Consider the following 23,611-nt stretch of genomic DNA (forward strand, 5'->3'; position numbering starts at 1 on the left):
CGCACCTAACGTCAGCACCGATCACTGGGGGGCTGACGTGACAGGGGGAGTCGGAATGAGGAAAAGACCGGTGACGGTGCGGCTGGCGCGGTGGAGCGCCGAGCACCCGTGGCGGGCGCTCGCGATGTGGGCGGTGTTCGTGGCGGTGTGCTTCGTCGGCGGCAGCGCCGCCGGTCTCAACGAGGCCACCAGCGGCGACCAGGCGATCGGCGAGACGGGGCGGGCCGGCCTGATCGTGGACGCCGCTGACTTCGACGACCCGGCCGTGGACAACGTCCTCATCACCTCCCGGGGTGGTGCGCTGGACGAGGCGGCGGCCCGGGCGGCGGCCGACGACGCGGCGGCCCGGCTGCGCACTGTCGTCGGGGTCGCCTCGGTGGGCCAGCCGGTCACCGCCCGGGACGGCTCGGCGCTGCTGCTGCCGATCACGATGTCCGGTGACCCGGAGACGGCCTCGGAACGGGTGCAGCCGTTGCGCGACGCCACCGCCGGCGTGCAGGCCGAGCACCCGCAGTTGCGCGTCGAGCAGGTCGGCGGGCCGTCGATCGGACAGGCCCTCGACGACACCCTGGGCAAGGACTTCAAGCGTGCCGAGCTGCTCAGCCTGCCGGTCACCCTGGCGATCCTGATCATCGCGTTCGGGGCGCTGATCGCGGCCAGCGTGCCGGTGCTGCTGGCGCTCTCCTCGGTCGCCGCCGCGATGGGTCTGTCCACTCTCGCCTCACACCTGGTGCCGGCCACCGACACCACCGCTCCGGTGATCCTCCTGATCGGCATGGCGGTCGGGGTCGACTACTCGCTGTTCTACATCCGTCGGGAGCGGGAGGAACGTGCCAAGGGCCGATCCGGCCTCGACGCCGTGGAGATCGCCGCGGAGACCTCCGGACACGCGGTGGTGGTCTCCGGCTTCGCGGTGATCATCTCGATGGCCGGGCTGCTGCTCGCCGGCGACGTGGTCTTCTCGTCCCTCGCCGTGGGCTCGATCCTCGTGGTCGCCGTCGCGGTGACCGGTTCGCTGACCGTGCTGCCCGCCCTGTTGGCCAAGCTCGGCCGCTGGGTCGACCGGCCCCGGGTGCCACTGCTCTGGCGGCTGACCGCGCCGCGCACCGGCCGGCACGGCGAGCCCCGCAAGCCCCGGCTCTGGCCCGCGGTGCTCCGGCCCGCGCTACGCGCTCCGGTGGTGACGCTGGTCATCTCGGTCGGGTTGCTGCTCGCGCTGGCAGCCCCGGCGCTCGGCATGAAGCTGAAGTTCCCCGGCATGGAGGACCTGCCCCGCACCACGCCGGCCATGCAGGCGTACGACCGGCTCACCGCCGCCTTCCCGAGCACCGGCACCAATCACGTGGTGGCCGTGCGGGCGCCGGCCGAGCAGGCCGACCGGGTTCGCGCCGCCCTCACCGAACTGTCCACCCGTGCCGCCGGCGATCCGTTGTTCGCTCCGGTCGAGGCGGACGGTCCGAAGATCGAGGTGTCGGCCGACCGGCGGGTGTCGGTGCTGGACGTGGCCACCCCGTACGCCAGTCGGGACGACCGGTCGGTGCAGTCACTGGAGAAGCTGCGCGCGGACCTGGTCCCGGCGGAGCTGCGGGGCATCCCCGGCATCGAGTACGCGGTCGGCGGCAGCGTGGCCGACAGCGAGGACTACGCCGCTCACGTCCGGCAGAAGTTGCCGCTGGTCATGGGCTTCGTGCTGGTGTTGACCTTCCTGGTCATGGTGTTCACCTTCCGGTCGGTGGTGATCGCGGCGAGTTCGATCGCGCTGAACCTGCTCTCCGCCGGCGCCGCGTACGGGCTGCTGGTGCTGATCTTCCAGGGTGAGTGGGCCCAGGGGTTGCTCGGTTTCACCTCGATGGGCGCCATCGTGTCCTGGCTGCCGCTGTTCCTCTTCGTGGTGCTCTTCGGCCTCTCGATGGACTACCACGTCTTCGTGGTGAGTCGGATCCGCGAGGGGATCCGGGCGGGGATGCCCAACCGCGACGCGGTGTCCTACGGGATCACCTCCTCGGCCGGGGTAGTGACCAGCGCCGCGATCGTGATGGTCGGGGTCTTCTCGATCTTCGCCACGCTGAGCACGATCGACATGAAGCAGCTCGGCATCGGCCTCGCGGCGGCGATCCTGCTGGACGCCACGATCATCCGGGGCGTGGTGCTGCCGGCGCTGATGACCATGCTGGGCGACGCCAACTGGTGGGCCCCGCGCTTCCTGCGCCCGCGTCCGGCGCCCGCGCCGGCCGACCCGCCGGCCCCCGCCCCTGAGCTGGTGCCGGTGCCCTGACCCCATCCGGAAACGGCCCACGCCGTCCCCGCCCCGCCGCTCGCCGTTCTTGCCCCTTGATCAACTCCGGTTCATTGATGTCGCGGTATCCCAGGCCGCCTGATACCGCGACATCATGAAAGGCGAGTCGATCAAGGGGCGGAGGCGAGCGGTGGGGGGAGCGGCGGGGCGGCGAGGCCGGGCCACGGCCACAGCCACGGCCCGGCCCACAGCCGTGTCAGGGCAGGGGGCAGGCTTCCCGCCAGGCGTCCAACGCACGGTCCTTCCGGATCGACGCGAAGCCGTAGCCGACGGTGGTGACGCAGAACTCGTCGGTCGAGCTGGCGTACTCCACGTGGAAGACCGGTTTGCCGGCATCGACGAACGGCAGCAGCTTGGCGCACTGGCCCAGCCGGACGCACTCCTCGTTGACGACGAAGTCGAAGTCCGGGGCCAGTGCGGCGAGCTGGGGCACGTCGTTGACCAGCCCGGGGGAGAGGCTCAGCGAGCGGGCCAGCTCGGCCAGCCGGCGGTTGAACAGCAGTTGGTCGTCGAAGTCGAGTGGGAAGCCGGTGCGGGACGCGTACCCGTCGGCGTCGGCGAGCGCCACCGCGCCGAAGCCCTTGCCCCGGCAGAGTCGGAAACGGTCGGCCAGCACCGGCTTGAGCGCGTCCCAGCTCCGCACGTCCAGCCACCGGCTGTCGGGCCGACGTCCGGTCGAGCCCTGGACGATGTCCGGGAACCGGCTGGCGTCCGGGTCGGCGGTGCGGACCGACCCGACGTGCACCTGGCAGATCAACCGGCGGTCCCGCGAGCGCAGGTCGGCGGTCTGTTCGGTGGTGGTGACCACCGGGTCGAGCAGGAAGACGTCTGCTTCCACCGTCGGGTCGAGCGGGCCGCTGAGCTGCCACTGCCACTGCCAGGTGCGGGCCGCGGCGGCCGGCCACGCGGTGGGCGCGCCGGGCGGGGTCAGCTTGGCTCGGCACCCGTACGCCGGCACGACCAGGAGGAGCGCGACGCCGGCCGACAGGACGCGGCGCAGTGGGCGTACGGCGACGTGTCGCCGCGGCCGGATCCACATCGGCAGCTCCCGGGTCCCGGACGGCCCATCGCCGCCCGCACCGGTACGCCGCCCCGCACCCTCGGCCCGACGTACCTCACCGGGTCAAACGAGCGCGGGGGCGCGGACGACGCGCGGTCAGCGCGGCGCGGCGAAGACCTGCGTCCAGTACGGCCCGTTGCTGCTGGCGATGCCGACGCCGATCTCGGTGAACGCGCAGTTCAGGATGTTGGCCCGGTGGCCGGAGCTGTTCATCCAGGCATCCATCACCGCGGCCGGGGTCTTCTGGTTCCAGGCCACGTTCTCGCCGTAGGTGCGCCAGGTGTAGCCGACCCGGTTCAGGCGGGTGCCGGCGTCGCTGCCGTCGCTGCCGGTGTGCGACATCTTCTGGTGGTCGGCCTGGTCCTGACTGTGCTTCTGGGCGGCGGTCATCAGCTTGGCGTCGATGCTCAGCGCCTTGCAGCCGGCCTTGGCCCGCTCGGCGTTGACCAGGTTCACCACCTCGCGGGCCTGGGCGCTGACGGTGCCGCTGGAGCCGCTGGAGCCGCTGTTCGTGTTCGGCGCGGTGCTGCGCTCGACGCTGCGGCGCGACGCGGCGGTGGTCCGTGACGCCGCCGGGGTCGGCTTGACGACCTTGCTCGGCGAGGGGCTCGGCTGCACCGGGCTGGGCGTCGCAGACGCGGAGGGTGCGGCCAGGGTGTCGATGGCCGGCTGCTCGGCCGGGGCCTCCGTCGCGAAGGTGTCGTCGACGGCGGTTGGCTGACTGCCCCCGTTGTCTCCGCCGGGCAGCGCGAGCGCGCCGACGCCGAAGCTCACCACGAGGGTGGCCGCTGCGGCAGCGCCTCCGATCATCAGTGGCTTGCGCCAGCGGCGGGGAGAGCGGTGCCGGCCCTCGCCGGGCCGGCCGGTCACGCCGACGCTCGTCTCCGGGTCGCCGTCGGTGCGCCAGCCGCCGGTGGTCTCCGCGTCGGTGTCCGGGTGCCAGCCGCCGGTGGGGTCCTCGACCGGGCGGCTGTTGGCCCAGGCACCGCTCCCGCCTTCCGGGCCGTGGGCCGGCCAGGTGGCGGTGTGGGCGTCGGCCGAGTCGACAGGTGTCGCCGCGTCCGACTGCCAGCCGGTGGCGGGCTGCTCCGGGTGCCACTCGTCGCCGGGCTGATCGGAGTTGTCACCGAACAGGTAGGCCGAGCGGGGCTCCGGGCGGTCGTGCAGCCAGGCCGGCTCGTCGGTCGGCCGTTCGACGCGCCGGGGTGCGCCGTTCGGGTCCATCGGGTCGGTCCAGCCGTACACGCCTATGCCTCCAGGGGTCGGTTGCGGGCCGGGGTGACGCTACGGCGCGGCCCCGAGCTGCGGCAACGTGGCTAAGGAAGAGTTAAGGGGAAGTCGGACGCGAGGGGGCGGACTTCCGGAAATCCGGGCGTACAGTAAAGGTGTCCGGACAGAGAGTGTCCGTGCCTTGAAGGCAGCCCCCCGACAAGTGGACAGGTCGACGTGGAGATGATCTACGGCCTGCGAGAACTTGACGAAGGAGGGGGTTTCGGCTCAATATATAGGTGTCGCCAGTCGCGCCCGGTCATGCCCAGATACAGCCTGGAATGACAGTCGCGTACTTAATGGGCGCGCGTTGGCCGGCCTTTCCGGCAGCGCATATCAAGGAGTCAGCATGGCGAAGGCCCTCTACGGCCACGTAGGTGCAGCGCCCGACCGGCGTCTGCTCGACGAGGTCACCCGACTGCGTGCCAGGGTGCAGGCACTGGAGTTCGAGATCACGCGTCTGCGTGCCGACAACGATCGGCTCGCGGCGGCTGCGGCGGAGGCGGACGATCTGCTCCGTCTGGCCGAGCCGGCGCTGACCTGATCTCCACCTCGACAAAACTGAATCGCACTATCGCAAAAAGCGCGCCGACACGTTCTGTGCCGGCGCGCAACACTGTCCGGTTCCTTTCGGGCCGACGATTTGTGATCTTGTGGTCGGTCGCACGGGAACCGTCCCGGCCGCATCCGAATAGCGCGCCCACGGATAAGCCGATCATGAACTGCTCTCGCCATTATCGGGGCCATCGGAACAACAGCGCGGTGGTGCCTCGCGCCCTCGACGCACACGACCCGGGGCGGGTCGCGTGCTCCTCCGCTCCCACCACCGGGTTAGTCTGCGAGTTCACCCAGGTCCCCAGAGCCGGCGACGGTACGGCGGCCACCGGACGAGGATCGAGAAGGTGTATCTCAAGAGCCTGACGGTGAAGGGCTTCAAGTCCTTCGCCTCCGCCACGACGTTGAAGCTGGAGCCGGGGATCACCTGTGTGGTGGGCCCGAACGGCTCCGGCAAGTCCAACGTCGTCGACGCCATCGCCTGGGTCCTCGGCGAGCAGGGCGCCAAGGCCCTGCGCGGCGGCAAGATGGAGGACGTCATCTTCGCCGGCACCGCCGGCCGGGCGCCACTGGGCCGCGCCGAGGTCACCCTCACCATCGACAACACCGACGGCGCGCTGCCGATCGAGTACACCGAGGTCTCCATCACCCGCCGGATGTTCCGCTCCGGCGAGAGCGAGTACGAGATCAACGGCAACACCTGCCGGTTGCTCGACATCCAGGAGTTGCTGTCCGACTCCGGCATCGGCCGGGAGATGCACATCATCGTCGGGCAGGGCCGACTCGACGGCATGCTGCACGCCAAGCCGGAGGACCGGCGGGCGTTCATCGAGGAGGCGGCCGGCGTCCTCAAGCACCGCAAGCGCAAGGAAAAGGCGCTGCGCAAGCTCGACGCGATGCAGACCAACCTCAACCGTCTGACCGACCTCACCGCTGAGCTGCGCCGTCAGCTCAAGCCACTGGGCCGGCAGGCCGAGGTGGCTCGCCGTGCCGCCGCCATCCAGGCCAACCTGCGCGACGCCCGCCTGCGTCTGCTCGCCGACGACCTGGCCACCCTGCGCACCACTCTCGATCGGGAGATCGCCGACGAGACCGCGCTGCGCGAGCGGCGTGAGCAGATCGAGGGCGAGCACGTCGAGGTGCAGGGCCGGCTCGGCGAGCTGGAGGCCGCCCTCGCGGAGGACGCGCCGCTGCTCGCCGCCGCCCAGGACACCTGGTACAAGCTGTCCGCCCTCCAGGAGCGCTTCCGCTCGATCGAGCAGTTGGCCCGGGAACGGCTGCGGCACCTCAGCGCCAGCGGCGACGACGAGCGGCCCGGCCGCGACCCGGACCAGCTGGAGGCCGAGGCGGAGCGCGTCCGCGAGCAGGAGGAGGAGCTGCGCGGGGCACTCACCGACGACCAGATCCGGCTGGCCGAGGCGGTCGAGCACCGCCAGGAGCTGGAACGGCAGCTCGCCGCCGCCGAACGGGAGCTGGTCGCCGCCGCCAAGGCCATCGCCGACCGCCGGGAGGGGATGGCCCGGCTCACCGGGCAGGTCAACTCGGCCCGCGCCCGGACGACCAGCGCCGGCGAGGAGATCGAACGACTCGCCGCCGCGCACGCCGACGCGCTGGGCCGCGCCGAGCAGGCGCAGGCCGACCTGGACGCGGTGGCCGCCCAGTCCACCGAGGCCGACCGGGACAACGCGGACCTGGACGCCCGGCACGCCGAGGCGGTCGCCGTGCAGGAGCGGGCGCAGGCCACCGTGCGCTCGCTGTCCGACGCCGAGCGGGCGGCGGAGAAGGACGCCGCCACCTGGAAGGCACGGGAGGAAGCGCTGGCGCTCGGGCTGCGCCGCAAGGACGGCGCGGGAGCGCTGCTCGCCCGGGCCGGCGACGTGCCCGGCCTGCTCGGCAGCCTCGCCGGGCTGCTCACCGTCGCGCCCGGCCACGAGGCCGCGCTGGCCGCCGCGCTCGGCGGTCTCGCCGACGCGGTCGCCGTCAGCGGGGTGGACGAGGCCGTCGAGGCGATGCGCCTGTTGAAGATCTCCGACGCCGGCCGGGCCGGCCTGCTCGTCGGCAGCCCGGCGGGGCCCGGCATGACCGGTTCCGCCGACGCGCTGCGCCCGAAGCTGCCCGACGACGCCCGGTGGGCGCCCGACCTGGTGGAGTGCAGCGCCGAGCTGCGTCCGGCCGTGCACCGGGCACTGCGCGACGTGGCGCTCGTCGACGATCTCGCCGCCGCCGCCGACCTGGTCGCCAGCAACCCCGAGCTGCGGGCGGTCACCCCCGACGGTGACGTGGTCGGGGCGTACGCGGCGGCTGGTGGGTCGGCCAAGGCCCCCAGCTACATCGAGGTGCAGGCCGCCGTCGAGGAGGCCCGCGCCAACCGGCTCACCGCCGAGCGCACGGGCGTGGAGCTGCGCGACCAGCTCGTCGAGGCGCGCGCCGAGGTGGCCGCCGCCAAGGAGGCCGTGCAGCACGCCGCCGCCGAGAAGCGTGAGGCGGAGAGCCACCGCAACGCCGCCGCCCGCCGGCTGGCCGAGCTGGGCGCGGCGGCCCGCTCGGCGAAGGCGGAGACCGACCGGCTCGGTGAGTCCCGCTCCCGCGCCGAGGCGGCTCGACAACGGGACCTCACCGCACTCGCCGAGCTGGAGGAACGGCTGCGGTTGGCCGAGGAGACCCCGGTCGACGCCGAGCCGTCCAGCGAGGAACGGGACCAACTCGCCGCGATGGTGCCGCAGGCCCGGCAGAACGAGATGGAGGTCCGGCTCGCCGTGCGTACCGCCGAGGAGCGGGTCTCCTCGATCGCCGGTCGGGCCGACTCGCTGGCCCGGCAGGCCACCGCGGAGCGGGCCGCCCGGGAGCGCGCCGCGGCCCGGCGGGCCGCGCGCACCAGGGGTGCGGGCATCGCCCGGGCCGTCGCCGGCGGCGCCCGGGAGGCGCTCACCCGGCTCACCACCTCGATCGCGACGGCCGAGGAGCACCGCGACGCGGTCGCCCTGGAACGCGCCGCCCGTGAGGCGGAGCTTCAGGAGGTACGCGGGGCAGCCAAGCGTCTCGGCGCGGAGCTGGAGCGGCTGACCAGCCAGGTGCACCGTGACGAGGTGGCCCGCGCCGAGCAACGACTGCGCATCGAGCAGTTGGAGGCGAAGGCCGCCGAGGACTTCGGGCTGGACGTGGAGACGCTGGTCGCCGAGTACGGCCCCGCGCAGCCCGTTCCGCCGACCCAGGTCGACGTCGCGACGGCCGAACGGGACGGCCTGCCGGTGCCCGAGCCGGTGCGCTACGAGCGGCCGGTGCAGGAGAAGCGCGCCGCCAAGGCGGAACGCGAACTGGCCCTGCTCGGCAAGGTCAACCCGCTCGCGCTGGAGGAGTTCGCCGCGCTGGAGGAGCGCTTCAAGTTCCTCTCCGAGCAGTTGGAAGACCTCAAGGCCACCCGTCGGGACCTGCTCACCGTGGTCAAGGACGTGGACGAGCGGATCCTGGAGGTCTTCGCCAGCGCCTTCGAGGACACCGCTCGGGAGTTCGAGCAGGTGTTCACGGTGCTCTTCCCCGGCGGCGAGGGCCGGCTGATCCTCACCCAGCCGGACGACCTGCTCACCACCGGCGTCGAGGTGGAGGCCCGCCCGCCGGGCAAGAAGATCAAGCGGCTGTCGCTGCTCTCCGGCGGCGAGCGGTCGCTGACCGCGGTGGCCATGCTTGTGGCGATCTTCCGCGCCCGGCCCAGCCCGTTCTACATCATGGACGAGGTGGAGGCGGCCCTCGACGACGTCAACCTGGGCCGGCTGATCCTGTTGCTGGCACAGTTGCGGGAGAAGAGCCAGCTGATCGTCATCACGCACCAGAAGCGGACGATGGAGATCGCGGACGCGCTCTACGGGGTCACCATGCGCAGCGGGGTCACCCAGGTGATCAGCCAACGGCTCAACCGGGCCGACGAGGACGACCAGCGGCACGGCCGCGGCGAGGAGAACGGGTAGTGGCTCGGGAACGCGCGACGGCGCTCCTGCTGGACTTCGACGGCGTACTGCGCCGGTGGGATCCGGCGGTGGCTGCCGGTGTCGAGCGGGAGTACGGCCTGTCCGAGGGGGTGCTCGGCGAGATCGCCATGCAGTGGGGCCGGCTTCAGCCGGTGCTCACCGGCCAGGTCAGCCACGCCGAGTGGGTGAGCAGCGTGGCCGACGCTCTCGCCGAGCCGGCCGGTGGCCCGGACCGGGCCCGGGCAGCGGTGGAGCAGTGGCAGCGCTACCGGGGTGAGGTGGACACCGAGGTGCTCGACTTCGTCCGCGAGGTACGCGCGGCCGGGATCACTGTCGGGCTGGGCACCAACGCCACCGACCTGCTCGACGCCGACCTGGCCGCCCTCGGTCTGGTCGGCGAGCTGGACGTGGTGGTCAACTCCTCCACCCTCGGAGTGCACAAGCCCGCCCCGGAATACTTCCAGGCCGCCTGCCAGGCCCTGGCCACCCCGCCGGCCCGGGTGCTCTTCGTCGACGACGAGGACTGGGCCGTACGGGGTGCCCGCTCCGCCGGACTGTCGGCGCACCGCTGGGGCGGCCACGCCGACCTGCGTTACCTGCGGGCGGCTCTGAACCACTGAGCCGCGCCGCCTCTCAGCGCAGCCCGGGGACCTCGGTCACCGTGAACGGTGGCGCCGGCGCGGTCGCGTTGAGCTGGCTGTTGACCCACAGCAGCCGGTCGTGGTCGCGGGCCAGGGTGGTCGGGGACTGCTCCAGGCCGGCGGTGTGGGACTGCCGGACCACCCGGGCAGCCCGAAGGTCGCCGTCCAGCACCGCCAGGTTGACCGCGAAGCGGTACCCGCCAGCGGGATCGGGGAAGTTGACCACGCCGTAGAGGCGGTCGCCCTCCAGCAGCAGCCCGTCGGCACCGAGCTGGCCACCCGACACGGAGACCTCGCTGGCCGTGGCGTCGGCGAGGTCGATGCGCCACAGACGCTCGCTGCCCGGCTCGCCGGTGCCCTGGTCGGCCACGAGCGCGAGCCGACCGTCGGCGGTGGCGACGATGCCGTTGAGGAAACCGGGGACGGCCGGGAACCCGGACGGCAGCAGCCACGGTGCGAGCGGGCCGACGCGTCCGCCGTCCAGCGTGGCCCGCCAGATCGTGCCGCTGGCCGAGTCGGTCACGTACACGGCATGGTCGGTGATAACCAGGTCGTTGAGAGCCGCACCGGTCCCCGCGCTCCGCTTCGCCAGCAGGCGGCCGTCCGGGTCGTACACGAAGAGGGTCGCGGTGTCGTAACCGGCCACGAAGATCCGGCCGGCGCGATCGACGTGGACCCCGGCGGCGCGGGTCCGCCCGTCCGAGCCGGCGGGGAGGAACGGGCGCAGCCACCGGTGCCGGACGTCGCCGCGGTAGACGGCGCCGGTGGCGACGCTGGTGACGTACATGGTGCCGGTGCGGGTGACGGCGATGCCCTCGGGCAGCACCCCCGGCTCGCCGGAGACGACGTACGTGTCGGGACGCGCGACGGCGTGCGCTGGCGCTCCCGAGGTGCCGGTGAGCACGACCAGGCTGGTGGCCAGGACAAGGAAGATGTTCATGGGCCGAGGATTCCGGTCCGGTCGCAGCCTGCTCCATGCCCTTTCAGGCAGGGCCGAAGGGTGGCTAGCGTCGGCTCATGCTGACGTTGCAGCTCACCGCGACGGATCTGAGCCGCACCGTCCTGCGCTCCGAACCCGCGGTGCTGCTGGAGCTCGGGGCGGCCGGCCAGCGGCTGTTCGAGGCCGCACCGGAACACCTCACGGTCTGGCGGGCACGCACCCGGGCGGCGCTGCGCCCGGAGATGCGCCCGTACCTCGACCTGTGCCGGCTGCCCTGGTGGTTTCCGGACTTCCTCACCCCGCCAAGCCTCGGCGGCGACCTGCCGGCCGCCCTGGAGGAGGTGCTGGCCACCCCGACGGCGACGCTGGCGGCGGAACTGCGCCCCCGGATCGCCGCCGGCGACCTGCCGGCCCGGGTCGGTGCCCTCGCCTCCGGCGAGACGGCCGCCCGGCAGCGACTGAGCGCGGCGATGCGGGCGTTCCACCAGGTCGCGGTCGCGCCGTACCAGGACACGATCACCGCAGCGGTCCACGGCGACCGGGCCGTGCGAGCACACACCATGGTGGACGCCGGGATCGACCGTGTCCTGCGTGACCTGAGCCCGTACCTGTTCTGGAAGCCGTACGGCGAGCGGTATGAGCTGTCGTACGAGTGTGGATTCGCCAACGGAGTCACCCTGGCCCCGGCCGGCCGGGGCGTCACGCTGGTGCCGTCGTACCTGCTGCCCCGACCCTGCGTGCTGGACGACCCGGCCGGCCCGATGGTGCTGGCCTACCCGATCCGGCCCACCCGACGGGCGCTGGTGAGCAGCAGGCCTCTGGCCGACCTGCTGGGGCGCACCCGAGCGGCAGTGCTGGGTGCGATCGCCGACGGCCCGAGCACCTCACAGGTGGCCCGGACGGTCGGCATCTCCCTCGCCTCTGCCAGCCAGCACGCCACCGTCCTCCGGTCGGCCGGGTTGGTCACCACCCGCCGGGCGGGCCCGGCGGTGCGACACACGCTCACCCCGCTGGGAGAGCATCTGCTCCGGGCCGGGCGCCCCGGCTGACGAGGGCAGCGGGTCAGTCGCCGGTGACGCCGTCGATTCGTTCCCGGATCAGGTCGGCGTGGCCGTTGTGCCGGGCGTACTCCTCGATCATGTGCAGGTACGCCCAGCGCAGGCTGAAGGTGCGTGTCCCGTCGCTGCGGGTCAGCATGAACGTCTCGTCCAGGGACCGGCCCTCGGTGGCCGCCCGTGCCGCTTCGACCTCGGCTCGGAAGGCGGCGAAGGCGGCCTCCGCGTCGGCGCCCGCCGCAGCGTGGAAGTCGGCGTCGATGTCGGTGGAGTAGTCGAAGAGGCCGGGCAGGTCCTGGCCGGCGAAGCGTTGGCGGAACCAGGAGCGCTCGACGTCGGTCATGTGCAGGACCAACCCGAGAAGGCTCAGGCTGGACGGCTCGACGCTCGCCGTGCGCAACTGCTCGGCGGTCAGGCCGGCGCACTTGTGCAGCAGGGTGTCGCGGTGGTGGTCGAGCCAGCCCTCCAGCATGGTGCGCTCATCTGCGACCAGAGGCTCGTGGCTGCGGTCGATCTCCGGTGCTCTCCATGTCGTCATCGGGTCATCCTGCGGCTCGGGTACGACAGCCGCGACCGGTTATCAGGGCACCACGACGACGGGCCACCGGCCGGTGCGGACCAGACGGCTGGCGACCGAGCCGACCAGCCGGTGACCGGCCTGCTCGGACGCGCCCACCACAACCATGTCGGCCTGGAACTCGTCCGCCGCCGAGCACAACTCCCCGTACGCGTCACCGCGCCGGGACAGGAAAGTCAGCGGTACGCCCAGTTCCTCGGCCCCGCGGCGGCACTCCCGGCGCAGCTCGGCGGCCAGCTCGTCGTGGGTCCGCTGCACCGCGCCGGCGTCCATTCCCGGCATCAGGGCGGTCAGCCCGCTCGTCGAGCTGACGTAGACCACCACCAACGCGGCACCCTGCCGGCGGGCCAGGCCGGCGGCGTACCAGCCGGCCCGCTCGGAGGTGCGGGTGCCGTCGATGCCGACCAGGACCACCCGGGGCCCGTCCGTGCCGCGTTCGAACGGCAGCGGGCGGGTCCGGGGGCCGTACTCCTCGCGGTCCGGTGCTCCCACGCTCATGGCTGGCTACCTCACCTCTGCTCGCCGGTGCGGACCACGGCGGCACCAGCGCCGGCCGCGATGGTTGATTCCTGCTCGACCTCGGTGCCGACCGGAGAGCTGCTGTGCTGCCGCAGCGGCACCTCCTTGATGAAGCTCACAGCGATCAGTGCGATCAGCGCGAAGGGGGCTGCGGCCAGGAAGATGTCGCCGGCGCCGTGGCCGTACGCGCTCTCCACCACGGCCCGGATCGGCCCGGGCAGGGTGTGCACGTCGGGCAGGACACCACCGCTGCCCGAGCCGGACGCGGCGATCCCGAGCCGGCCGAGGCCCTCAGCGGTGTAGCCCGTGACCTTGTGGGCGAGCACCGCGCCGAGCACGGAAACGCCGATCGCGCCGCCCAGGCTGCGGAAGAACGCAACCGTCGAGCTGGCCACGCCGAGCTCGTGCGTGCCGACGGTGTTCTGCACGGCGAGGACCAGGTTCTGCATGGTCATGCCCAGGCCGATGCCGACCAGCGCCATGTAGACGCTGAGCAGGGTGAAGCTGGTGTCGGCCCGGAGCGTTCCCATCAGCGCGAAGCCGGCGGTGAGCAGCGCCGTACCGATGACCAGGAACCTCTTCCAGCGGCCGGTACGGGTGATGATCCGTCCGCTCAGCGTGGAGGAGACCAGCAGACCGAGGATCATCGGCAGTGTCATCAGGCCGGACATGGTCGGGCTCTGGCCGCGGCTGATCTGGAAGTACTGGCCGAGGAAGACCGAGGCGCCGAACATGCCCACGCCGACCGCGATGCTGGCGACGACGGCCAGGGTGATGGTGCGGTTGCGGAACAGCCGCGGCGGGATCATCGGCTCGGCGGCCCGGGTCTCGACCCGGATCGCCAGCGCGCCGAGCACCAGGGCACCGACCACCATGACGGCGCTCTGCCAGGAGGCCCAGGCGAACTGGCCGCCAGCGAGCGAGACCCAGATCAGCAGCAGCGAGACGGCTGCGGTGATCAGCGTGGCGCCCCACCAGTCGATCTGTGCCTTCCGCTTGATCACGGGCAGGTGCAGGGTCTTCTGGAGCACGACCAGCGCGGCGATGGCGAACGGCACGCCGACGTAGAAGCACCAGCGCCAGCCGAGCCAGGAGGTGTCCACGATCACACCGCCGATCAGCGGGCCGCCGATGGTGCCGACGGCCATCACAGCGCCGAGGTAGCCGCTGTAGCGGCCCCGCTCGCGTGGCGCGATCATGGTCGCCATGATCACCTGGGCCAGCGCGGTGAGGCCGCCGGCGCCGATTCCCTGGAGCACCCGGCAGGCGATCAGCTCACTGGTGCCCTGTGCGGCCCCGGCCAGCACCGAGCCCAGCACGTAGATCCCCAGGGAGATCTGGACCAGGAGTTTCTTGCTGGTCAGGTCCGCGAGTTTGCCCCAGATGGGGGTGGTCGCGGTGGTCGCGAGCAGGGCTGAGGTGACCACCCAGGTGTACGCGGACTGGCTGCCGTGCAGCTCGGTGATGATCCTCGGCAGCGCGTTCGAGACGACCGTGGAGGAGAGGATCGCGACGAACATGCCCAGCAGCAGGCCGGAGAGGGCCTGCAGGATCTGCCGGTGCGTCATGTCGACGCCGGTCGCCCGTGGGGGCGCTGTCGCCTGGGTCATCGTTGCTGCCTCCGGAGGGAGTCGAGGTGAAGCGACGGGGGCGGTTTCGCGAGGGTCGCCTGAGAGTTGCCTGAGGCAACCGTATATTTGGTTGCCTGAAGCAACAACCTGACGGAGCGGTGCGCTATTCCCCGTCTCAGAGCGCTACTGCCAGGAGTCGTTGAACCGGCCCAACAGCCGGGCGAACTCCTCGACGTCCCGGGCCGGCCAGTCGTTGAGCGTGCGGAGCAACTCTCCCACCCGCGCAGACCGGGCTGCGTCGAACCGGCGCTGACCCTCCTCGGTGAACGTGATCTGCGCGGCCCGTCGGTCGCTCGGGTCGGGGTCGCGGTAGACCAGGCCGAGGACCTCCAGGGCGTTGATCTGTCGGCTCAGCGTTCCCTTGCCCACACCGAGCCGCGCCGCCAACTCGGTCAACCGGATCGACCCACTGCGCCGCAACCAGAGCAGCAGCCCGTAGGTGTTCGGCTCCAGGTTCGGATGCACCTCGCGGGCGATCTCCCAGGAAACCGCCCGCCCACGGCGCAGCAGGGCGGTCAACTCGTGCTCGACCGCCCGGATCGGTTCTGGCAGGTGCTCGTCCACGCGTAGAGACTACGGCGAGGTCGGCCGTGCGGCGGCCGAGAGTCGGCGCCGCATCACGGGGCGTAGGTGGCCTTCCTTCGTGGTGCCCTCGATGACCACGTCAGCCCTGCGCCCCTCATGCGTCAGGGTCGCGACCGCGTTGCCGAAGTAGGGGCCGGCCAGCTTGCGCCACCGCACCCCCGGCCGCCGGACACCCGCGGAGCGAGCCAGCGCCCGGGTGGCACCGGCCGGACCGGCCGACCAACCGAGCCGCATCAGCGGACGGATGCCTGCCGGCACCTGGTTGTGGATCGGTGAGCAGGTGAGCTGGTGCACGGGTGTGACCACCGCCGGGTCGCCGAACCGGGCCCGGGCCACGTACGAGTGGTGCACGTCCCCGGAGAGCACGCTGATCGACGCCGGCGGGGCGTACGCCGGGCCGGCGCCGACCCGCGCGCCGGACTCCCGGGGGGTGCCGGTGCCGATGCGGGTGAAGGTCTCCGCCATCGCCTCGAAGGATCGCCGGAACGCCGCCCAGTGCTCCAGGTCCAGTGCGCGGCGCAGCTTCTCCGCCCCGCGGGCCACCCAGGGACGACGCGAGTCCGCCAACTTCTCGTTCCACGCCTCGATGTGGTGGATGCCCTGCGGCAGCAGCCAGGGCAGTGAGGCGCCGACCACCAGGTGGTCGTAGACCCCGTGCGCCTGGTCGAGGAACCAGGACCACTCGCCCGGCGGCAGCATCGCCCGGCTGCCCGGGTCGAGCACCCGGCTGCACCTGTTGTCGAGCATGACCAGCCGGGTCCGGCCCAGGTCCAGTGCGTAACTCCACTGGTACTGCACCGCGCGCCAGCGCTCGGTGTCGTGCGCCACGTCCGACTCCTGGTCGACCCGGTGCCCGAACTCGCGCAGCACACCGGTGGCGTCTTCGGCGGCGGCGACCTTCGCGAAGACCGGGTCGGCGGCGATCTCGTCCGGGGAGAGGTTGCCGAGGTGCTGGTAGACCCAGTACGAGGCGAGCCCGCTGCCGATCCGCTCCTGCCACCACGGCTGCTCGCGCATCTCGGCACGCCACGCAGCCGAGGTGTTCCAGTCATCGATGATCTCGTGATCGTCGAAGATCATCACGCTCGGCACGGTGGAGAGCAGCCAACGGATCTCCGGGTCACGCCAGGACTCCAGATAGAGCTTCGTGTACTCGTCGAAGCTCACCACCTGGTCGGCCGGGGCGCCCTTCGGACGCCGCCGGCGCCGACGAAGCAGCCGGCGCACCGTGGGCGAGGTGACGTCGGCGTAGACCTGGTCACCGAGCAGCACCAGCAGGTCCGGCGGCGGGTTCGCCTCCGGGTCGGCCATCAACCGTCGGGCGTACGCGTCCAGCGCGTCCGGTGGCAGCTTGCGGGTCGTGGAGTGCTGGGTGGTCTCGCGGCACGAGCCGAAGATCAGGTTGACCGGCTGGTCCCGGTCGTCGGCGGCCCGGGTGCGGATCACGCTCGGCGGGAAGCCGCTGCTCGGCACCGGCCAGACCACCTCGTCGTCGACGAGCACCTCGTAGGTGGTCGCGCTGTCCGGGGTGAGCCCCTCCACCACCACGAGGGCGTAGTGGTGGTCGTACGCCGAGAAGGTGGGCGCGGTGCCGGTGGCGCCGTCGGCGGTGCGGACGGTGACCACGGCGGGCGCGGCCGTCTCCACCCAGACGGTCGCTCGGGTGTCCACCACTCGCCGCAGGAGTGGGCCGATGAGGAGGTGTGCGGCGGGCATGCGGCCGAGCCTACCGCCGGTTCCCGGCACCGGCCTGGTGCGGTGGCTGAGACTCCGGGCACCGCTCGGGGTGCGGTGGCTGAGACTCCGGGCACCGCTCGGGGTGCGGTGGTTGAGACTCCGGGCACCGCTCGGGGTGCGGTGGCTGGGACTCCGGGCACGGCTCGGGGTGCGGTGGCTGGGACGCCGCCGCCCGCATCTGACAGGATTCCGGCATGGCCGAATATCTCGTCCTCGCTCTGGTCCTGCTCGGTGTGTTGATCGCCGGCACAGTAGGGCTGGTCGTGCCGCGCCTGCGGCGTCGGCCCGAGCCCCCGCTGCCGCACACCGAGGTCGACACCAGGGCCGAGGAAGATCTCGCCGGCCCGCCGGTCGAGGCACCGGAGTCCGAACTGTCCACCGGCGTCCTGGTCGAGCCACCGCCGGTCATCGAGGCGCCCGCACCGGTGGAGGTGCCCGAGCCGACCGCCGGGCGGCTGGTCCGGCTCCGCTCGCGACTGTCCCGCTCGCAGAACGTCTTCGGCAAGGGCCTGCTCGGCCTGCTCGCCCGCGACCACCTCGACGAGGACGTCTGGGAGGAGATCGAGGACAGCCTGATCACCGCCGACGTCGGCGTCGACGCCACCCGCGACATCGTCGACCGGCTTCGTGAGCGCACCCGGGTGCTCGGCACCCGTTCGGCGTCCGAGTTGCGGGCACTGCTCGCCGCCGAGCTGGTCAACGCGCTCGACCCGAGCCTGGACCGCTCGTTGCGGACCGCCCCGAAGGACGGCGTGCCGGCGGTGGTCCTCGTCGTCGGCGTCAACGGCGCCGGCAAGACCACCACCTGCGGCAAGATCGCCCGGGTACTGGTCGCCGACGGCCGTACCGTGCTGCTCGGCGCCGCGGACACCTTCCGGGCCGCCGCCGCCGACCAACTGGAGACCTGGGGCTCGCGCGTCGGCGCGGAGACCGTCCGGGGGCCCGAGGCCGCCGACCCGGCCAGTGTCGCCTTCGACGCGGTCAAGCGCGGCATCGACACGGGCGTGGACACCGTGCTCATCGACACCGCCGGCCGCCTGCAGAACAAGGTCGGCCTGATGGACGAGCTGGGCAAGGTCAAGCGCGTGGTGGAGAAGCAGGGCCCGATCGACGAGACACTGCTCATCCTGGACGCCACCACCGGCCAGAACGGCCTGGAGCAGGCCCGGGTCTTCACCGAGGTGGTCAACGTGACCGGCGTGGTGCTGACCAAGCTCGACGGCACCGCCAAGGGCGGCATCGTGATCGCCGTGCAGCGCAAGCTCGGCATCCCCGTGAAGCTGGTCGGCCTCGGTGAGGGCAAGGACGACCTGGCCCCGTTCGACCCGGCGCAGTTCGTCGACGCGTTGCTGGGGACCGAGGCCACCGGACGGGACGCGTAGTCTCGGGTGTCCAGCGACAAACGCGCATACGCGGGCTGGCGTGACCCCGGCCACCCCTCGCAGCGCCTCGGGAGACCGTACGTGACTTCGCAGGAGATCCCGCTGCACGGCGGCAACGTGAGCACCGTCGTCCGCGTCGGTGACACGGTCCGCCGCAACGCCGGGCCGTGGACACCGTCCGTGCACGCCCTGCTGCGGCACCTGGAGTACGTGGGCTTCACCGGCGCACCCCGGGCGCTCGGCATGGACGAGCGCAACCGTGAGGTGCTGTCGTACCTGGAGGGGGAGTGCGGGGAATACCCGCTCGCCCCGCACTGGGTGACCGACGAGGCGCTGGTCACCGTCGCCACCATGCTGCGGATGTTCCACGACGCGCAGTACGGCTTCACCCCGCAGCCGGGGGCGGTCTGGCGCTCGTTCGGGCCCCCGCCACCGGACACCGAGGTGATCTGCCACCACGACGCAGCGCCGCACAACGTGATCTGGCGGCCGGACGGCACCCTCGGGCTGATCGACTTCGACCTCGCCTCACCCGGCGCGCGGATCTACGACGTGGCGTACGCGGCCTGGACCTGGGTGCCGATCTTCGCGGACCGTGACTCGATCACGCTCGGCTGGAAGCACCCGGACCGGCCGCGCCGGCTCCGGCTCTTCGCCGACGCGTACGGGCTGATCCCGCGGGACCGGCACCGGCTGATCCGGACCATCCGCAAGCGGATCGTGGACCACGTCGAGGGCATCCGCCGGATGGCCGCCGCCGGTGAGCCGGCGTTCGTCCGGATCGTGCACAAGGGCCACCTGCGCCGACCGATGCGCGATCTGCGGCTGCTCGACTACGAGCGGCACGCACTGGAGAACGCCCTCCGCTGACCGTCGACCGCTCGATGCTCGGCCGGTCCCGTCAAGCGGACCGGTCGATGGGCCTGGCCGGTCAGCCATCGACGTCCACCGTCCGAACGATCCACCATTGTCCATGCCGCCGACTGTGCGGACTTCGTGACACGTACGAAACAACCCGTCACGAAACGGAAACCCGCCCGGGACCCTGTGTGAAACAGCCGGCCGCGAAGCTTCCGCGCAACCGGCCTACGGGCGACGCTGCCCCGGAAAGCCGCGAAGGAGGAATTCACCCTTTAGGAGGCCAGCGTGCCTGAAGCACCGACGATCGACGGCGCCAACACCACGTGGCTGCTGGTTTCGACCGCGCTCGTGCTGCTCATGACCCCGGGACTGGCGCTGTTCTACGGCGGCCTCAACCGGGCCAAGGGCGTACTCAACATGATGATGATGAGCTTCTCCGCTATCGGGCTCATCTCTATTCTGTGGTGGTTCTACGGATTCAGCGTCGCCTTCGGGACCGACGTGAACGGCTTCTGGGGCGACCCGGGCGCGTACCTCGGCACCAAGACGTTCCTCGCCGAGACCGACCTGTGGGGTGCCACGGCGGAGAACCCCAGCGGCATCGGGGTCCCGCTCTACGTGTTCATGGCCTTCCAGATGGTCTTCGCGGTGATCACCGTCGCGCTGATCAGCGGTGCCATCGCCGACCGGGCAAAGTTCGCCGGCTGGCTGCTCTTCGCCTTCGGCTGGGCCACCCTGGTCTACTTCCCGGTCGCCCACTGGGTGTGGGGCGGCGGCATCATCGGCGCCGACATCCACGCCCTGGACTTCGCCGGTGGCACCGCGGTGCACATCAACGCCGGTGCGGCGGCCCTGGCCGTGGCTCTGGTGCTCGGCAAGCGGCTCGGTTGGCCGCGTGAGGGCATGAAGCCGCACAACATCCCGCTGGTCGCGCTCGGTGCGGGTCTGCTGTGGTTCGGCTGGTTCGGGTTCAACGCCGGCTCCGAGCTGACCGTCGACTCGGTCGCCGGCCTCGCCTTCATCAACACCCAGCTCGCCACGGCGGCGGCGGTGCTCGGCTGGATCGCGGTCGAGTGGGTCAAGACCCGTAAGCCGACGATGGTGGGCGCCTCGTCCGGCGCCGTCGCCGGCCTGGTCGCCATCACCCCGGCCTGTGGTTTCATCGCCCCGTGGGCGGCCGTCCTGCTCGGCATCGTCGCCGGCGCGGTGTGCGCGCTCGCCGTCAGCCTCAAGTACAAGCTCGGCTACGACGACTCGCTCGACGTGGTCGGCGTGCACTTCGTCGGTGGTTGGATCGGCTCGCTCTGGCTCGGTCTCTTCGCCACCAACTCGGTCAACGCCGCGATCAGCGACGTGGTGGGCGCCTCCGACGGTCTCTTCTACGGCGGTGGCGCGACCCAGCTCGGGCGGCAGGCCCTCGCCGGCCTGATCGTCACCGTCTGGTCCTTCGGCATCGCCTGGGTGCTGGCCTTCGTCATCGAGAAGACGCTCGGCTTCCGGGTCAAGGGTGAGGACGAGGTCGAGGGCATCGACATCGCCGAGCACGCCGAGAGCAGCTACGACCTGTCCCCGGCCGGTGGTGGCACGGGCAGCGCGTTCGCGATGGCCGGTATCGGCACCCCCGGTGGCGGCACGAGTGGTGCCAAGCCGCCGGCGGAGCCCGCCGAGACGGTCAGCGAAAAGGTCGCCGGTTAACGTTCCTGGGATGGAGGGGTTGGACATGAAGCTGGTGACCGCAGTCATCAAGCCGTACCAACTGGACGCGGTGAAGGAGGCCCTGCACGCCCTCGGGGTGGCCGGGCTGACCGTCAGCGAGGTTCAGGGGTACGGGCGCCAGAAGGGGCACACCGAGGTCTACCGGGGTGCTGAATACACGGTCGAGTTCCTGCCCAAGATCCGGGTGGAGGTGCTCACCGACGAGATCGACGTGGACAAGGTGGTGGACGCCATCGTCGGGGCGGCCCGCACGGGCAAGATCGGTGACGGCAAGGTCTGGGTCACCGGTGTCGAAGAGGTCGTCCGGGTGCGTACCGGCGAACGCGGCCTAGACGCCCTCTGATCGCGCAACGACCGACATGACCTCGTTGATCAAGAAGAACGCGTCAGGACACGCCGGTGACGGTGACGCGAACCTCTTGATCAACGAGGTCGTCGGCGTTCCCGGGGGGATCGGGGAGTCCGCCCGGCTGGGGCGGGCGAGCGCTTACGACACCTTTCTGCGAGGGCTGCTGCCTTCGCGGGAGGGGGTCGCGCTGATCGCCGTCGGGGGGTTGGGGAGGCGGCAGTGCGCCCCGTACGGCGACCTCGACCTGGTCCTGCTGCACGCCGGGGTGCCCGGCACCGACGAGTTGGCTGCCTCGGTCTGGTACCCGATCTGGGACGCCGGCCTACGGCTCGACCATTCGGTACGCACCGTTTCCGAAGCACTCTCGGTGGCCCAGGACGACGTCAAGGTCGCCCTCGGGCTGCTCGACGCCCGGCTGGTGGCGGGCGACCAGACGTTGGCCGACGCGCTGATCCGCACCGCCGCCGACCACTGGCGGCGCACCGCGGTCCGGCACCTGCCCGGCCTGCGGGCGGTCACCGAAGCACGCTGGCAGGCCCACGGTGAGCTGGCCTTCCTGCTGGAGGGCGACCTGAAGGAGGCCGCCGGCGGTCTGCGCGACGTCGGGCTGCTGCGAGCGATCTCCGCCGCCGGCATCACCGACGCGCTGCGCCCCGCCGTACGCGCCGCCCACCTGCGCCTGCTGGACACCCGGGACGCCCTGCACCAGCAGGTCGGCCGCCGGGTCGACCGGCTGGTCGCCCAGGAACGAGACGGTGTGGCCGCGCTTCTCGCGCTGGAGGACGGCGACGCCCTCCTGCGACGGGTCGCCGGTGACGCCCGCACGGTCAGCCACGCCCTGGACGACGCGTTCCGTGCCGCCGACCGGCTGCGATCCGGCCGGTCCCGAGGGGGCGGCGCTCCCCCCGCGCGCCGCCCGGTGGCGCGCGACGTGGTCGAGCACGACGGCGAGCTCGTGCTGGCCCGTACGGCGATCGGGGCTCGCCCCGATCCGAGCCTGTCGCTGCGGGTGGCCGCCGCGGCGGCCACGACCCGACTCCCGATCGCCCGGGCCACCTGCGAATGGCTGGCGGCGTACTGCCCGCCACTGCCCGCGCCCTGGCCGGCTGATGCCCGGGCCGCACTGACCACCCTGCTCGGCGCCGGTCCCGGCCTGGTGCCCGCCTGGGAAACCTGCGACCGGTACGGACTGGTCGACAACTGGCTGCCCGAATGGACCCGGCTGCGCAGTCTGCCGCAGCACAACCCGGTGCACCGCTACACCCTCGACCGGCACCTGGTGCAGACCGCTCACGAGGCCAGCCGGCACGCCCGTGAGGTGGAACGGCCCGACCTGCTGCTCCTCGGCGCTCTCCTGCACGACATCGGCAAGGGACTTCCCGGCGATCACAGCACCGTCGGGGTGCCCGTCGCCCAGGCGGCGGCGACCCGGATCGGTCTGCCCCCAACCGAGGTCGAGCTGATCGGCACGCTGGTCCGGTTGCACCTGCTGCTGCCCGACGTGGCCACCCGCCGTGACCTGGCCGACCCGGTCACCATCGCCTCGGTGGCCGAGTCGGTGGGGGACACCGGCACCCTCGACCTGTTGCACGCGCTGGTCCGCGCCGACGCGGCGGCGACCGGGCCGGCGGCCTGGTCGGACTGGAAGGGCCGACTCGTCGCCGAACTGGTCGGTCGGGTCCGCACCGCGCTGGACACCGGCGTACTGCCCGAACCGCCCACCCCGGACCCGGCGCTGCTGGCCGGGCCCCTGCCGGTCGTCCACCTGACCGGCGACCGGGTGTCGGTCGCTGCGGCCGACCGGCGGGGCCTGCTCGCCACGGTCGCCGGCTGCCTGGCGCTGCACCGGCTGGAAGTGATCTCCGCGGATGCCTCCGTGGTCGACGGCCGTGCCCTGGTCGAGTGCCGGGTCCAACCCCGCTACGGTCTCCCGCCCGACCCGGTCCCGCTCCGCGCCGACCTCCGTCGGGCGGTCGGCGGCGACGTGTCGGTCACCCAGCGGCTGCGGGGTAGGGCTCTTGCCGCCCGCGGCGGTGGGGCTGCTCCCCGGGTCGTCTGGCACCGCGAGGCGGCCACCAACGCCGTGCTGCTGGAGTTGCGCGCCGCCGACGCCGCCGGGTTGCTCTACCGGGTCGCCTGCGCGCTCGACGAGGCGGGCGCTCTGGTCCGCGCGGCCCGCATCTCCACTCTCGGCGCCGACGTGGTGGACGCCTTCTACCTGGTCGGCGGCTGGCCGGACGACGCCACCCGGGCCCGCCTGGAGGCGGCCGTCCTCGCCGCCGTCTGACCTACGGCGACACCGCCGGCGGTTGCTGTCCGGCTGCGGCGTGCTGCACGGCCTTGCCGCTTCGCCGACCTGCTGCCTTGCTGCCTGGCCGGCTTGCCGCCTTGCCGCCTTGCTGCCTCGCCGCCTTGCTGCCTGGCCGACGAGTGCGGCCCGGTGCTGCTCGGCCGTTTGGCCGCCCGTGCCAGCCGG

At 72.2% G+C, this 23,611-nt stretch carries 18 protein-coding genes; 10 read left to right on the forward strand and 8 right to left on the reverse strand.

The window, feature by feature from the left end; translation table 11 throughout:
* Positions 1-55: 55 nt before the first annotated feature.
* On the forward strand, positions 56-2,275 hold the full coding sequence (locus AC3CF1_RS26060) for an MMPL family transporter (RefSeq protein ID WP_327649464.1): 2,220 nt from the start codon (positions 56-58) through the stop codon (positions 2,273-2,275).
* 217 nt (positions 2,276-2,492) lie between these two features.
* On the opposite strand, the gene AC3CF1_RS26065 is transcribed toward AC3CF1_RS26060, so the two are convergent.
* Both AC3CF1_RS26065 and AC3CF1_RS26070 read right to left on the reverse strand, forming a co-directional pair.
* A complete protein-coding gene (locus tag AC3CF1_RS26065; protein WP_488451473.1) occupies positions 2,493-3,335 on the reverse strand; it encodes an endo alpha-1,4 polygalactosaminidase in 843 nt (280 codons plus the stop codon).
* Between the two features lie 117 nt (positions 3,336-3,452).
* Positions 3,453-4,601 (reverse strand): CAP domain-containing protein, encoded by a 1,149-nt coding sequence (locus AC3CF1_RS26070; RefSeq protein WP_488451474.1) that lies wholly within the window; start codon positions 4,599-4,601, stop codon positions 3,453-3,455.
* 373 nt (positions 4,602-4,974) lie between these two features.
* On the opposite strand from AC3CF1_RS26070, the gene AC3CF1_RS26075 reads away from it, so the two are divergent.
* The 3 genes from AC3CF1_RS26075 to AC3CF1_RS26085 all read left to right on the forward strand — a co-directional run bounded on the left by AC3CF1_RS26075 (position 4,975) and on the right by AC3CF1_RS26085 (position 9,762).
* On the forward strand, positions 4,975-5,169 hold the full coding sequence (locus AC3CF1_RS26075) for a hypothetical protein (protein WP_007456482.1): 195 nt from the start codon (positions 4,975-4,977) through the stop codon (positions 5,167-5,169).
* 358 nt (positions 5,170-5,527) lie between these two features.
* Positions 5,528-9,142 (forward strand): chromosome segregation protein SMC, encoded by a 3,615-nt coding sequence (smc, locus tag AC3CF1_RS26080; protein WP_488451475.1) that lies wholly within the window; start codon positions 5,528-5,530, stop codon positions 9,140-9,142.
* On the forward strand, positions 9,142-9,762 hold the full coding sequence (locus tag AC3CF1_RS26085; RefSeq protein WP_488451476.1) for an HAD-IA family hydrolase: 621 nt from the start codon (positions 9,142-9,144) through the stop codon (positions 9,760-9,762). Before smc ends, AC3CF1_RS26085 begins: the two co-directional genes overlap by 1 nt.
* Positions 9,763-9,775: 13 nt before the next feature.
* On the opposite strand, the gene AC3CF1_RS26090 is transcribed toward AC3CF1_RS26085, so the two are convergent.
* Positions 9,776-10,723, reverse strand: coding sequence for an SMP-30/gluconolactonase/LRE family protein (locus tag AC3CF1_RS26090; protein WP_488451477.1), 948 nt, complete (start codon positions 10,721-10,723; stop codon positions 9,776-9,778).
* 77 nt (positions 10,724-10,800) lie between these two features.
* On the opposite strand from AC3CF1_RS26090, the gene AC3CF1_RS26095 reads away from it, so the two are divergent.
* Positions 10,801-11,772, forward strand: coding sequence for an ArsR/SmtB family transcription factor (locus AC3CF1_RS26095; protein WP_488451478.1), 972 nt, complete (start codon positions 10,801-10,803; stop codon positions 11,770-11,772).
* Between the two features lie 13 nt (positions 11,773-11,785).
* Here AC3CF1_RS26095 and AC3CF1_RS26100 read toward each other — a convergent pair whose 3' ends face one another.
* The 5 genes from AC3CF1_RS26100 to AC3CF1_RS26120 all read right to left on the reverse strand — a co-directional run bounded on the left by AC3CF1_RS26100 (position 11,786) and on the right by AC3CF1_RS26120 (position 16,806).
* Positions 11,786-12,316, reverse strand: a complete 531-nt coding sequence (locus AC3CF1_RS26100; protein ID WP_488451479.1) for a DinB family protein — start codon at positions 12,314-12,316, stop codon at positions 11,786-11,788.
* Positions 12,317-12,358: 42 nt separating this feature from the next.
* A complete protein-coding gene (locus AC3CF1_RS26105; RefSeq protein WP_488451480.1) occupies positions 12,359-12,853 on the reverse strand; it encodes a universal stress protein in 495 nt (164 codons plus the stop codon).
* Between the two features lie 11 nt (positions 12,854-12,864).
* Positions 12,865-14,484 (reverse strand): MDR family MFS transporter, encoded by a 1,620-nt coding sequence (locus AC3CF1_RS26110; RefSeq protein ID WP_099851178.1) that lies wholly within the window; start codon positions 14,482-14,484, stop codon positions 12,865-12,867.
* Positions 14,485-14,628: 144 nt separating this feature from the next.
* On the reverse strand, positions 14,629-15,069 hold the full coding sequence (locus AC3CF1_RS26115; RefSeq protein ID WP_231927243.1) for a MarR family winged helix-turn-helix transcriptional regulator: 441 nt from the start codon (positions 15,067-15,069) through the stop codon (positions 14,629-14,631).
* A gap of 9 nt (positions 15,070-15,078) precedes the next feature.
* Positions 15,079-16,806: an alkaline phosphatase D family protein gene (locus AC3CF1_RS26120; RefSeq protein ID WP_488451481.1), complete on the reverse strand. Its 1,728-nt coding sequence runs from the start codon at positions 16,804-16,806 to the stop codon at positions 15,079-15,081.
* A 215-nt stretch (positions 16,807-17,021) separates the two neighbouring features.
* On the opposite strand from AC3CF1_RS26120, the gene ftsY reads away from it, so the two are divergent.
* The 5 genes from ftsY to AC3CF1_RS26145 all read left to right on the forward strand — a co-directional run bounded on the left by ftsY (position 17,022) and on the right by AC3CF1_RS26145 (position 23,422).
* Positions 17,022-18,209: a signal recognition particle-docking protein FtsY gene (gene ftsY / locus AC3CF1_RS26125; RefSeq protein ID WP_088946610.1), complete on the forward strand. Its 1,188-nt coding sequence runs from the start codon at positions 17,022-17,024 to the stop codon at positions 18,207-18,209.
* 6 nt (positions 18,210-18,215) lie between these two features.
* Entirely contained in the window at positions 18,216-19,079 is an 864-nt protein-coding gene (locus tag AC3CF1_RS26130) for an aminoglycoside phosphotransferase family protein (RefSeq protein WP_488451482.1), read from the forward strand.
* A 276-nt stretch (positions 19,080-19,355) separates the two neighbouring features.
* On the forward strand, positions 19,356-20,765 hold the full coding sequence (locus tag AC3CF1_RS26135) for an ammonium transporter (protein ID WP_488451483.1): 1,410 nt from the start codon (positions 19,356-19,358) through the stop codon (positions 20,763-20,765).
* 25 nt (positions 20,766-20,790) lie between these two features.
* Positions 20,791-21,129 (forward strand): P-II family nitrogen regulator, encoded by a 339-nt coding sequence (locus AC3CF1_RS26140; protein WP_172862163.1) that lies wholly within the window; start codon positions 20,791-20,793, stop codon positions 21,127-21,129.
* Between the two features lie 16 nt (positions 21,130-21,145).
* On the forward strand, positions 21,146-23,422 hold the full coding sequence (locus tag AC3CF1_RS26145; RefSeq protein WP_488451484.1) for a [protein-PII] uridylyltransferase: 2,277 nt from the start codon (positions 21,146-21,148) through the stop codon (positions 23,420-23,422).
* Positions 23,423-23,611: the final 189 nt, after the last annotated feature.

The sequence above is a fragment of the Micromonospora sp. MGP-C2 genome (genome assembly GCF_057766525.1).

Bases quoted from the DNA above. Each gene is read 5' to 3' on its own strand.
- AC3CF1_RS26145 (WP_488451484.1), top strand. From the start codon at position 21,146: ATGACCTCGTTGATCAAGAAGAACGCGTCAGGACACGCCGGTGACGGT.
- AC3CF1_RS26120 (WP_488451481.1), bottom strand. From the start codon at position 16,806: ATGCCCGCCGCACACCTCCTCATCGGCCCACTCCTGCGGCGAGTGGTG.
- ftsY (WP_088946610.1), top strand. From the start codon at position 17,022: ATGGCCGAATATCTCGTCCTCGCTCTGGTCCTGCTCGGTGTGTTGATC.
- AC3CF1_RS26065 (WP_488451473.1), bottom strand. From the start codon at position 3,335: ATGTGGATCCGGCCGCGGCGACACGTCGCCGTACGCCCACTGCGCCGC.
- AC3CF1_RS26140 (WP_172862163.1), top strand. From the start codon at position 20,791: ATGAAGCTGGTGACCGCAGTCATCAAGCCGTACCAACTGGACGCGGTG.
- AC3CF1_RS26110 (WP_099851178.1), bottom strand. From the start codon at position 14,484: ATGACCCAGGCGACAGCGCCCCCACGGGCGACCGGCGTCGACATGACG.
- AC3CF1_RS26100 (WP_488451479.1), bottom strand. From the start codon at position 12,316: ATGACGACATGGAGAGCACCGGAGATCGACCGCAGCCACGAGCCTCTG.
- AC3CF1_RS26060 (WP_327649464.1), top strand. From the start codon at position 56: ATGAGGAAAAGACCGGTGACGGTGCGGCTGGCGCGGTGGAGCGCCGAG.
- AC3CF1_RS26095 (WP_488451478.1), top strand. From the start codon at position 10,801: ATGCTGACGTTGCAGCTCACCGCGACGGATCTGAGCCGCACCGTCCTG.
- AC3CF1_RS26075 (WP_007456482.1), top strand. From the start codon at position 4,975: ATGGCGAAGGCCCTCTACGGCCACGTAGGTGCAGCGCCCGACCGGCGT.
- AC3CF1_RS26090 (WP_488451477.1), bottom strand. From the start codon at position 10,723: ATGAACATCTTCCTTGTCCTGGCCACCAGCCTGGTCGTGCTCACCGGC.
- AC3CF1_RS26105 (WP_488451480.1), bottom strand. From the start codon at position 12,853: ATGAGCGTGGGAGCACCGGACCGCGAGGAGTACGGCCCCCGGACCCGC.